This window comes from Paenarthrobacter sp. (assembly GCF_031180005.1).
Lineage (GTDB): Bacteria > Actinomycetota > Actinomycetes > Actinomycetales > Micrococcaceae > Arthrobacter.
The window spans coordinates 98534-110059 of record NZ_JAPSHI010000005.1 but is presented as its reverse complement, the minus strand read 5'-3'; the positions used below and the strand labels follow the sequence as shown (position 1 = coordinate 110059).

At 62.1% G+C, this 11526-nt stretch carries 10 protein-coding genes; 2 read left to right on the top strand and 8 right to left on the bottom strand.

Annotated elements, in window-relative coordinates; all coding sequences use genetic code 11:
- Positions 1-7: 7 nt before the first annotated feature.
- The 5 genes from RIF72_RS05850 to RIF72_RS05830 all read right to left on the bottom strand — a co-directional run bounded on the left by RIF72_RS05850 (position 8) and on the right by RIF72_RS05830 (position 5840).
- Positions 8-1642: an NAD(P)/FAD-dependent oxidoreductase gene (locus RIF72_RS05850; protein WP_309073913.1), complete on the bottom strand. Its 1635-nt coding sequence runs from the start codon at positions 1640-1642 to the stop codon at positions 8-10.
- 41 nt (positions 1643-1683) lie between these two features.
- Entirely contained in the window at positions 1684-3465 is a 1782-nt protein-coding gene (locus RIF72_RS05845; RefSeq protein WP_309073912.1) for a flavin reductase, read from the bottom strand.
- Between the two features lie 27 nt (positions 3466-3492).
- Positions 3493-4734, bottom strand: coding sequence for a styrene monooxygenase/indole monooxygenase family protein (locus RIF72_RS05840; RefSeq protein WP_309073911.1), 1242 nt, complete (start codon positions 4732-4734; stop codon positions 3493-3495).
- A gap of 44 nt (positions 4735-4778) precedes the next feature.
- Entirely contained in the window at positions 4779-5567 is a 789-nt protein-coding gene (locus tag RIF72_RS05835; protein ID WP_309073910.1) for an SDR family oxidoreductase, read from the bottom strand.
- 123 nt (positions 5568-5690) lie between these two features.
- Positions 5691-5840, bottom strand: a complete 150-nt coding sequence (locus RIF72_RS05830; protein ID WP_179017524.1) for a hypothetical protein — start codon at positions 5838-5840, stop codon at positions 5691-5693.
- A gap of 195 nt (positions 5841-6035) precedes the next feature.
- Here RIF72_RS05830 and RIF72_RS05825 point away from each other — a divergent pair, with 195 nt between their 5' ends.
- The gene (locus tag RIF72_RS05825; protein ID WP_309073909.1) at positions 6036-6959 is read left to right on the top strand and encodes an AraC family transcriptional regulator; all 924 of its coding nucleotides are present in this window, start codon (positions 6036-6038) and stop codon (positions 6957-6959) included.
- Positions 6960-7022: 63 nt separating this feature from the next.
- Here RIF72_RS05825 and RIF72_RS05820 read toward each other — a convergent pair whose 3' ends face one another.
- The 3 genes from RIF72_RS05820 to RIF72_RS05810 form a co-directional block, all read right to left on the bottom strand.
- Entirely contained in the window at positions 7023-8171 is a 1149-nt protein-coding gene (locus RIF72_RS05820; protein WP_309073908.1) for a Fic family protein, read from the bottom strand.
- A gap of 137 nt (positions 8172-8308) precedes the next feature.
- Positions 8309-9010, bottom strand: coding sequence for a FadR/GntR family transcriptional regulator (locus tag RIF72_RS05815; protein ID WP_309073907.1), 702 nt, complete (start codon positions 9008-9010; stop codon positions 8309-8311).
- Positions 9011-9084: 74 nt separating this feature from the next.
- Positions 9085-9888, bottom strand: a complete 804-nt coding sequence (locus RIF72_RS05810; RefSeq protein WP_309073906.1) for an alpha/beta hydrolase — start codon at positions 9886-9888, stop codon at positions 9085-9087.
- Positions 9889-10017: 129 nt separating this feature from the next.
- Between RIF72_RS05810 and RIF72_RS05805 the strand changes: the two genes are divergently transcribed.
- Positions 10018-11526, top strand: a complete 1509-nt coding sequence (locus RIF72_RS05805) for a four-carbon acid sugar kinase family protein (RefSeq protein WP_309073905.1) — start codon at positions 10018-10020, stop codon at positions 11524-11526.

Sequence of the window (11526 nt, the reverse complement as noted above, 5' to 3'; positions counted from 1 at the left end):
TGTTCTCCTATCGCTTGCTTGGTTTCAGTGCTGATTGAATACGGGAAAATCGTGAGGGTTTCGCGGTCAACTTCTGCGCAACCAGATGTCCGGAACCCCCGGAAAGCCCGGGACCGGGATGGGTTGAAGCGCCGATGTGCCACAGCCCTTGGACGGCAGCCCGGTGTCCGGCGGCGGAGGGGAAGGGCCGCCACAGCAGGTTTTGGAAGAGCTCCGCGGAACCGCCGTAGGGGTCTCCGTTCACCGCGTTGGGGTTGGCCGAGGACAAGTCCGTCGGCGTCAGAATGTCCGAAGCAAGAACAGTGGCGCGTGTGCCCGGAGCGAACTGCTCCAACCGGTCCAGGACCCGTTCCAGATATCCCTGCTTCAGTTCGTGGGTCCAACCTTCGGCAACCGACAGTTGGCCCGCCGCATCACCCACGGGAGAGAACGGCACTTCCTGCAACTGCAGCCACAGCGTTGCTTTGCCCTCCGGAGCCCGCGACGGATCCAGTACGCACTGCTGTCCCACCACCACGGTGGGTTCGCTGGGCAACAGGTCGGCTTCGGCCTGGGCGCAGGCAATTCCCGTGCTGTCCGAGCCGTTGCTGATGTGAACCAGCGGAACGCTGTTGAGCCTGGGATCGAGCCACTCGACAGGACGGTCCAGGGCCAGGTGGATCTGCATGGCCCCGCGGCCGTTTTGGTAGCGTTCAGCGGCTTCGGCAGTACCGGCCGGTGGCTGGCGAAGGAGTTGGGTGTAGAGGGCCTGGGGCGATACGTTCGCGAGCACCGTGTCTGCGGTGACCACACCTTGCGATGTCTGCACTCCGGCCACGGCACCGAATGAGTCCACCAGGATCTCGTCGGCCTCCGCACCCAGCATGATCCGGACGCCGTTGTCCCTGAGCAAAGACTCAAAGGCGGCCACAAACTGCGAGGCGCCGCCCTTCACAACAGGAAGCCCGAAGCTGTGCATGCTCATGGCCATCACGGGCAGCATGACTCCACCGGTTGCCTGGTCCGGGCCGAGCCCTGCGTGCAGGAGCCAGGGAGACCACAGCTGGTCCGCTTCCCACCCGTCAAAGCGGCTGCGGGTGTAATTCCGGCCGCTCATCACGGAATCCCGGACAAAGGCCTCCGTCCCTGAGAAACGCCCGCGTCCCACGGCTCCGAAGGCAATCTTCGCCACCTCCCCAAACGAGCGAAGTTCCGCCCCGAAAGCCCCGAAAACCGTTCCGGCATTGCGGCCCAGATCATCGAGCATGGCCAGATACGCGGCCCCATCGCGTGGCTCCTTGAACGCAGCAGCCGTCTCGGCCGGGTCCCTGTGTGCGATGACCACGCGGTGGGCTCCGATAGCAGGATCCGCAGCAACGCTGGCCGTCACTGGGCCGGAGGTGTTGCAGTACTCCAGACCCCGGCGGTGCAGTTCTTCTCCCAACGCCGAGTAGGCGCCGCCGGACACGAACAACGGGTGCCAGGAGGAGAAGGTGTCGTGGATGAAACCCGGGAGGGTACGCTCCGCGGATTGGATGAACCCACCCAACCGATCCGAGCGCTCAATGATGCACACGCGCTTCCCTGCCAAGGCCAGCTCGGCTGCCGCGACCAGCGAATTGATGCCTGAGCCTATGATCGCGACGTCAAGGGGATGGTCCATATCCGTTCCTTTCAGAAGTGCACAGAAGTCAAAAGGCGTGACTAGAAATCCGGATGGCTGGCAGTGGCGTGGTATTTTCCGCCGTGGAACACCAGGGGAGCGCCGTCTTGGTGGTTGTAGCTTTCCACCTCACCCACGTAGATGACATGGTCCCCGGCATCATGTCGCGCAACGGTGCGGCACTGGAACGTTGCTACTGCACCCTCCAGTAGCGGAACACCGGCGATGCCGTCAGCTGTTTCCACGCCGGCGAACTTGTCCGTGGCGGGCGTGGCGAACTGGCGGGACAGGACGTGCTGGTCACTCGCCAGGATGTTGATGGCAAAATGCGTTGCGTCCTCGAAATCGCCCAGGCTGGGGGCGCGTTTGCTGGGGCACCAGAGCACCAGCGGCGGATCCATGGACACTGACGTGAAGGAATTCGCGGTCATGCCCACTTTTCTGCCGTCCGCAGACACAGTGGTAACCACCGTGACGCCCGTGGCGAACTGACCCAACGCACCCCTGAAGTCCCTCACATCGAAGGCAGCAGCATCGTCCTCTTTCCGGGCCTGCATGAAGTCAGCGGCCGCGGTGGGATCGAACCACCAGGGGTATGACGTCCGGGGATCATCGAAGCCGCTGACGATGCTTGCCGCCAGTGCCGGATGGTCAGCGGCTTCACGGAGGAGCGTCTTCTGATGATCGCGGCGTGGCTTCAGGAGATCGTTGGTCCACTCCACCGCCCATTGCCCCCAGCCGCGCCAAAATTCGTCGAAGGTGCGCTCCATCCAGGCACGGTCAAAAGGCTGCTGGCCTCGGCGAACTATCGAATCAAGGTAGTACTTCGCGGCCAGGGTGGCGTTGTTGGAACCCTGCCCGGTGAGGGGATCGTTGAGGACCACGGCGTCACCGAGCCCGAACACCAGCTTCCCGTTGCCGAGTTCCCCGACGGCGGACCTCACCGTGGGCGTGATGCGCCCCAGGAGCGTCGCGCCGCTGTCGGTCAGCTCCGCGGTGGCAAAGTTCTCTGCCTCGTGCGGGAAATGTTCCCGCAGGATTTCCAGCGAACGCTTGAGCTGCTCTTCGGGGGTTCCGACGTCGGTCCAGCGGTCCATGGGGCCGCCCACCACGCCCTCGAACACCATCATGCGGCAGGGGCCTGATATGGTCAGGCCCGGGAACGTGAAGAATTCGCCGACGCCGGGGGCCATGGACATGCGGATGGCGTCGCCCGCGCTGCCGGTACCGGCGGCGGACGAGCCGGCGGAAGCACCGTCGTCGGACGAGCCGGCGGAAGCGCCGCCGTCGGGCGTGACGTAGTTCAGCGCCAGCACCCGCTGCGGCCGGTCGAAGGGTGATTTCGCCTTGTCGCGGGGGAAGATCTGGCCGATCTCACCCTTTCCTGTGCTCACAATGACCAGCTCATAATCATGGGCGAGTTCTTCGAGCATGCGCGGTGTGACTTTCTCAATGCGGAAGTCACCACCGGCTGCAACAAATGTTTCGATCCAGAGGGCACTCTTGATGCGCTGGTCAATGGACCGGGCGGGACCGTCCAGGGGTGCTTCCCATTCGATGGGTTCATCAGCATCCACACGTAGCCGGATTGAGGTGATGCCAGGGACGGATCCGGATTCGTAGAATTCGGTGAGCGCCGTTCCCATGTGGGCTTCGGCGTCGAGGGCTGTGGAGAACATGCACTGGCTGGACATGACCTTGCCGGTGCGGATCTGGGCAGCGGAACGGTCGGACAGAAGCGTCACCGCGTAGCCGTCACGTTGCAGGCCCAAGGCCAGCTGGGCGCCGGATTCGCCGGCCCCCACGATTGCTATCTTTCGCATGGTTGAGTCCTTATTAGCAGGGTCGTGCTACGAAACTTTGGCGGCAGACAGGTCCGCGAGGTAGCTCGCGGCTTTATCCGGATACATAAACCACTCCTGGAATTCCGGTGGGTGGTTGAAGCCGTTGGCGAAGCGATGAGCGATAGCCGGCTCGCTGTTCGCAGCCCCCAAGAGCTCGAGGACATGGGGCGGAGGCGGAGCCAGGAGGGCATTCGTCCAGTGTGCAACGTGCTGCGCGTAATCCCAATATCGCTCAAAAGTGGCCTGCATGAAGTTTGCATCGTAGGCTCCACCGCCGTACCGGGTGATGCTGTCCAAGTACGACGCCGCGCATTTGCTCGCGTTGTTGGAACCCTGCCCCGTGATCGGATCGTTCAAAACCACGACGTCGGCCAGGCCAAGTACCTGCCGGCCGCTCGGCAAGGTGGCAATTGGGTGGCGGACGGTGGGCGCAAACCTGCCCTGGAGAACGCCGTTGGGATCAGTGAGTTCCACATCAGTGGCGCGCTCTGCTTCCCACGGCAGGAAGGCCTTGAGGATGTTCTTGGAGTTTTCCAAATGCTCCTCGGGTGAGAGTCCCTTCCAAGAGTCCATTGGCCCGCCCGGAACCCCTTCGAAGACCATGATTTCGCAGGGGCCGGTGGTGGTGAGCGCCGGGAAGACGAAGTACTCGCCAACGCCGGGGATCAGGTTGAACGAGACCGCCGAGTAGTCCTCGCGCGGCTTCAAGCCCTTCACGTAGGTTAAGGCCAGGGCGCGCTGCGGTGCATCGTAGGTGCTGCGGTCCGCGTCACGGGTGAACAGTTGCGCGATCTCGCCCTTGCCGGCGGCCACAATCACCAGGTCCGAGTTCTGCGTGTACTTCTCCAGCTCGGCTACCCCCGCGTCTTCGAAGACGAGCTCTCCGCCGCGTGCTGTGAACTCCTCCATGAACTTGGGGAACTTCAGGCGCTGATCGATCGACTTGGCGTGGTTGTCCAAGCGGGAGGCCCAGCTGATGGCTTTCTCACCCGGCAGTTCGGGGTGGGGGATGGTGAAAGAGATGCCGTCAACGGTGGGGGCGTCAGGCCAAAAATCCAACCCCAAGGCCCGCTCGTGTTCCAAGGCGTTGTGGAAGATGCACTGGCTGGAGGCAACCTTGCCTTCGTGAATCTCTTCCGGTGTGCGGTTGGAAATGGTGGTCACTTGGTAGCCGGCGTCCAGCAGTCCGATACCCAGCTGCAGCCCGGACTGGCCGGCACCGACGATGGTGATGTGGCGTTGTGTCATGGCGTTGCCTTTCTCTATGGTGGAAGTTGTTGTGAAGCTTGGCGTTAGTTTGCTGCGAGCAGGGGAATGGTCTCTTCGGCGCGTTCCGGGCCCAAGGCGGAATAGCCGCCGTCGACGGCCCAATCTGCGCCGGTCACGAAACTTGCTTGGTCGCTGGCGAGGAACGCGACGACGTCACCCACCTCGTGGGGGCGGCCGACCCGCTTGAGTGCGTGGAAGGGGGCCGCCACGGAGTCTGTCTTTTCGAGGTTCCCGTTGCTGAGTGAGTCCATGATGTTGCTCCAGACCCAGCCGGGGCTGACGGAATTCACGCGGATACCGTCTTCTGCGAAGTCCACGGCCATGCTCCGGGTGACTTGCACCAGCGCGGCTTTGCTCGCCGGGTATAACCAGCGGCCGGTTTGGGCTACTGAGCTGGAGATTGAGGTGAAGTTGATGATGGCGCCGTGCCCGGAGGCCTTCAGGTGGGGGCGGGCTGCGTTGCTGGCCACCACTGCGCTGACGAGGTTGACGTTGAGTGCCTCGAGCCAGTCGGCGCGCCCGGAGGCAGCGCCGTCGTCCTTGTAGGTGCAGGCAAGGTTCACCAGGATGTCGAGGCTTCCGTGCGCGGCGACGGTTGCGCTGACCAGCCGATTCACGGCGTGGTCATCGGTGATGTCAGTGTGGGAGTAGTGGATGCCTTCGCCCAGTCCGGTGGTAAGTGATTCGCCGTCGGGATCTATGTCCGCAACCACCACCGCGGCGCCGGCGTCCCGCAGCGCGGCCACCACGCCCTGCCCGACCTTGGTTGCACCGCCGGTAACGATTGCCGTCCTGCCCTGAAGTCCTGACATGGTCCAAGCCTTTCCCGTACTTGTCACGTTGTGAAAATATGACGTGCGTCATAGTTCTTCTAGAAACGACTCTAGGCAGTCGCTGAAATCCGGACTATCCATTTGGCGCAAGGGCCATCCGAATTACGCAGGGTCTTCCTCTTCTTCGTGCCAACCAACCCAAGCCGCGGAGGTGAGTTGAGCGTTCTTGGCTTGAAGTTCCGCCGCCCAGAGCTCGAAGTGGTTTTCATCCCACTCCTCCCGCCGGTGGTGCACGAGCTTGATGTTCTTCACTGGTCCTCACCTCGCTTTCGGCGCTGTTATGGTGATGTGAGCTGAGTCATACTTGTCCTAAGAGCGACTCTAGGCGGCCGTTGAAATCCGGAATATCCACGTGGCGCGAGGATCATCCGAAAAGCGCAAAACTGTGGAGTAGGTGCCGAAATGGTGAAGATTCTTCCTCGTGATGTTTTGCGGGGACGGCCAACAATGGCCACAACTGACGTGGACGAAGCACACGCCAAGATCGCTGAGCTGTTCTGCAGCCATGAGCTCGCGCCACGCACCCGGACGTCGTCAGTGGACATGAAACTGCGCTCCTTGCATCGGGGCGATGTGGGGATCGAGTTCCTGGACTACGGCGCGGATGTTCGGATTGAGCCCGAGGGCCTTCAGGACTTCCATCTGGTGCAGATCCCGCTGGCGGGACACGCTTCCATGCAAGTAGGTGCGAACACCGTGGAATCCAGTCCGCGTATGGCCACGGTTCCGCCCATCGACCGGCCATTTTCCATGAGTTGGGACGGCGGAAGTCCGCACCTGATTGTCTACGTGAGGCGTTCGGCGCTTGAACGGGTGGCCGAGCAGTTGTACGGCGACAGCGCTGTGGACCTTGGCTACGGCATGGACCTCTCAGGTGGAGCGGGCCGCGCGTTCCTGAGGTCCGTCGTCGAACTTCATGACGACATGATCAGTCAGCCCGCCTCCAGTGCCCCCGCGTTCGTTCAGGGGCTGCTGGCGGACAGCATGGTGTCCCGACTGCTGATGGCGATGCAACCGCCCGGCGGGGAAGCGCGAAGCGCGGAAGCGGAGGGTCGGCTGGTCCGCGAGTGCAGGGAGCTGCTGGAGCGGCACGCCTTTGAAGAACTCACGGTGCCGGACATCGCCGAGTGCTTGGGTGTTTCGGTGCGGACCCTCCAAACCGCGCTCAGGGCGGAAGTCGGTGCGACGCCGTCGGAGTTGTTGCGGAGCATCCGGCTGGATCGCGCCCGCGAGATGCTCCTGGAAGCGAGTCCGCGGGAGCAGAGCGTCACGGCAATCGCGGAGTTGTGCGGCTTCACGCATCAAGGGCGCTTCTCCGCCCTGTATCTGAGGACTTTCGGCGAGCTCCCGTCGGAGAGCCTGCGCCGCTGAGGCAAGACATTGAGATCTACTATTGTGCGTTCAGATGCACAATAGTAGATCTGCCGGTGCGGACTATTCTGTATCGCGCAGAATGCGCGGGAGGAATCCCAGCCGGTCCAATTCCCGAACCAGGAGGGGCGTTAGTTCGCTCGGGGCGAGTCGAAGCCGGTAGGATCTCTTTCCTTTCGCCACCGGTTCTATGACTCCGCGCTCCAACAGTTTTCGAATGTCCTGGCTTCGAGTCGCGGGTGAACCCGTGAATGCTGAACTAAGGTCTGCGGCCTTCACTTCAACTTTGCGGGCGATGATTTTTAAAGCGAAGGCTTCTTCCGCTGTGAAGCGCGATGACGCAAGGCCTCTTTCGATTGCAGGAACTAAAAGACCTTCTGTAACGAAGTCCTTATTGCCGAGTTTCACCAACCTGCTTAGGTCCGTCAGTAGTCCTTCCAGGACATAAGTCGACCAGCGAATGAGAGATTCAGGTTCGAGGGAGTCGGCATCTTCGAGCCGCTCGTAGTAGAGGTCGCGATTCTCCCCAAATACTGCCGTTGGGTTTAGAGCCCTGTATCCGGCGGTGTCGGAAAACCCCTGCCGTCGCATGGCTGCGTACGTCAGGAGTCTCCCGACTCGACCGTTGCCATTCCCGAAAGGATGAATCCAGACGAACCGATGGTGGGCGAGGGCGATCTTGAGCAGTTCATAGTTCTGATCTACATCCGCATTGATGAAGTCCAGGAGTGCCGTCATATCACCGTGCACGCTCCCATGCGGTGGTGGCCGGTGCGACGAGCCGCTGATGGTGACATCGGCGAGTCTATAAGCGCCAGGCGTGCGGTCCCCTTCGCGTTTCAAGCCGGCAACGGAGATGCGGTGCAGCTCCCGGACAAAACCATGCGTTAGTGCCGTCCCCCGGTCAATGGCGGAGTCGACGAAGGCTGTTGCTTCTTGGAGCTGGACGATTTCTTGGACCCCGTCGTCCGGCATGACGTCAATCCGATTCGCGTGTTGAACACCGGCAACCGCATCGACAATTGAGGTGCGATTGCCTTCGATGCGTGCGCTCATGATGCTCGACAGCAATTGAAACAGCGTGCGGAGCTGCGCGAAGACCTCGGGAGGGGTGGTTCCATCCCCTAAATCTGCGCGAACCCGTTCAAGCTGGATGATGGCTCTCGCCAACGGAGACCTAAAGGGAAACTCGGGAAACTCAAGTGGTCTCACGCGCAGAATTTTCGGACGGCACTGGCAACAATTAAGAGCATGATGCGATTCTGCCCTAAAAATCAAGGATTCCAACTGTCCGCACCCATGCAAGATTTAAATTCATTGTGCCTAACAATTAAGGCGTTCTCTACCTGCTACGCCTCCAGCACGTACGTCTTCAGGTCGTCCAGGGTCTGCTGCATGTGCGCATCCATGGCGAGCCGTGCCTCGTTGGGATTGCGGGATTCCAGGGCGGCCGCGATCTTCCTGTGGTGCCCGATTGCGTGTTCCTGGATTTCAGGAAACGCTGAAGTTTCGGCCCGTCGGGCTTCGAGGACCCGGTGCAGCGGCTCGAAGAGCACGGCGACAAAGACGTTGCCTGAGGCGTGAAGGATCACGTCGTGGAAGGCAAGGTCGGCTTCCACGAAGGCGGCGAGGTCATTGGTTTCGTGGGCGGCCTGCATCTTTTCCACATGCTCTTTGAGGGCCGTCAGTTCATCATCGGAGATACGCTCCGAGGCCAGCTCGCATGCGCCGGTTTCAAGCATGCGGCGCAGTTCGATCAGCTGGATCGCGGCAGCCGCATCCTTGGTTCCCTCTGAGGCCGCGCGCAAAACGGCTTCCAGTGACGCCCACTGGTTGAGGGGGTTGACGAAGGTTCCACGGCCGCGTTCGACGCTAAGGATCCGCTGCGCTTCAAGGGTTTTCATGGCTTCACGCACGGTCATGCGGCTTACCTCGTGTTTGGCGCTGAGCTCCAGCTCTCCCGGGACTACCGTTCCGGGCGGAAACTCGCCCGCGATGATCCGGTCCAGCAACTCGTCAGCAACGACGCCGACCAGCGACTTGCGTGCCATGTATCCCCGTTTCCTATACTTCAGACCGCCCGGCTCCCCGTGTATTTCCCTCGTACGGGCGGTTGTCAGACATCTTACGCTGGCGGTGGCCAGCTTGTTTTCCAAAACCCGGTTAGCACCGTGGCGCATTTTTCCGGCTGTTCCCAGTGGACGTTATGGCCAGCGCCGAGGATGGCGCTTAGCTGCCGATTCGGGCTTTCGTCCACGAATGCGCGCATTTGCTCCATGGGCCGCACCCGGTCATCGGTGCCGGCTATCACCAGCAGTGGCGCGTGGACCCGCCCGGGCACTGAAGGTTCGACGCCGGTCATGGCAGCTACGGCGCTGGCGGACAGAATCGGGAACGGCGCATCAAACCCTGTGCTGAGCCGCGACATGTCGGCTGCGGACAGTTCCCCGAACCAAGCATTCATGAGCTTCGCTACGGTCTCGGGATCAAAAAATCCCTGATCCAGTTGCGAGCTCAGTAGCTTCTGGAACCCCTGATTCTGCGGCACGGGCGCCATGCCCACCAAGGTTATGGTGGCCACCAGTTCGGGGCGGGCTGCCGCAAGTGTCAACGAAACACTGCCTCCCATGGAATGCCCCACCAGGTGCACCGGTCCGCTGTTCCTGACTTCAATGGCTGCCGCTACCGAACCGGCCACCGAGTCCAGCGTCCACGGGAAGTCCGGTGGCACTTCTTCGCCAGGGTGGTAGCCCGGGAGGTCGAAAATCCAGACCGTCCGGCCGGCGTCGAGCAGTTTTTTCGCAAGTGGTTCCCAGTACACAGAGCCGGAAGCCCAACCGTGGATCAGTGCCACGGGAACCGCCTCACCTGCGGAAACGGTAGGCGTGAGGACGTTCACGAACGGGAGCGCAACAACACTGTCAGCCATGCCCCCAGCCTAGTGATGCGCAGCACCTTGCGCGCTGTAGAGCCGTGTGTCACACTAATTCAAATGATAGATGTCTGACATCTTACATTCAGCAAACCGCTACATAGATTTCCCACGATGGAGTGCAAAGTGACCCTTGAAGCCGACGTTCTGGCCGCCTTCCCGGTGGAGGTCCAGATTCCTGCTCAGTTGGTTGCCGACGCCGTTACGGCGTCCTCGGCAACGTCCCCCCGCGTCCTGGTAGTCCTCGACGACGACCCCACGGGAACGCAGTCCGTTGCGGATCTCGCCGTGCTAACCCAGTGGGACGTCGCAGATTTCGCATGGGCCTTCACCCACATCCGGCAGAACCAGACCAAGCCTGCCGTGTACGTCCTCACCAATACCCGCAGTCTGGACCCGGCCGAAGCCGCAGCCCGAAACGAGGAAATCGTCCGCAATGCCCTGGCCGCGGCAGCCGGAAATGTGAGGCTCGGTTTTGTCAGTCGCAGTGACTCCACCCTCCGTGGCCACTACCCCTTGGAGCCCGACGTCATTGCAGCCACCGTGGCTTCCGAGACCGGTGAAGCCACCGACGGCGTGGTGATCGTTCCCGCATTCCCCGACGCCGGCCGAGTCACCATCGGCGGCGTGCACTACATGCGGGGCACCGGTGAAGACGCAGGCACACTCACCCCCGTGGCCGAGACGGAATTCGCCAAGGACGCAAGCTTCGGCTTCAAGAACTCCGAGATGGCCAAGTACGTGGAGGAGAAGTCGCGGGGCCGGTTCCCTGCAGGCGATGTGATCGTGCTTGACCTCAACATCATCCGCGCCGGCGCCTCCGCGCAGGACCCCACCATCTCAGCGAAGGCCATCGCTGACGCCCTTGAGTCCGCCACCAACTCCACGCCGATCGTGGCCGACATCGTCACCGAGAATGATTTCCGCGCCTTGGCCCTGGGCCTCGAAGAAGCCGAGCGCCGCGGCAAGAAGCTCCTGTACCGTGTGGGCCCGCCCTTCGTGAGGGGCCGCATTGGCCAGGAGATCCGCACCGCGTTGACCTCCCAGGAGGCTTTTGCAGGCAACACTCCCTCCACGGCCGGCGGCCTGATCGTGGTCGGCTCGCACGTCGGCGTCACCACCCGTCAGCTCAACGCCCTGACCGCAGAACACAGCTCGGCACGGACCATTGAGATCGACGTCGAGAAACTCATTGCCGGGACCGAAAGTGCGGGCGAAAGCGAGGCCGAGGCCTACATCGCAACGGTCGTGTCCGACGTCGTCGACGCACTTCGCAAGGGTGACGTCATCGTCCACACCAGCCGCCTGCTCATCAAGACCGACGACGCCGCAGCAAGCCTGAAGATCGCACGCACCGTCTCAGCCGCCGTCGTCGCAGTCGTGAACCGGACGCTGAAGACCTTCCCGCCACGGTTCGTCATCGCCAAGGGCGGCATCACGTCCTCGGACGTCGCCGCGCACGGCTTGGAAATCCGCCACGCAATTGTCCGCGGCCCCATGCTGCCAGGCATCGTTTCGCTATGGGAGCCAGTGGACGGTCCCGCGAAGGGCATCCCGTACATCGTGTTTGCCGGAAACGTGGGCGACGACCAATCCCTGACTGAAGTAACCCGCAAGCTCAGCACCTCTTTCTAG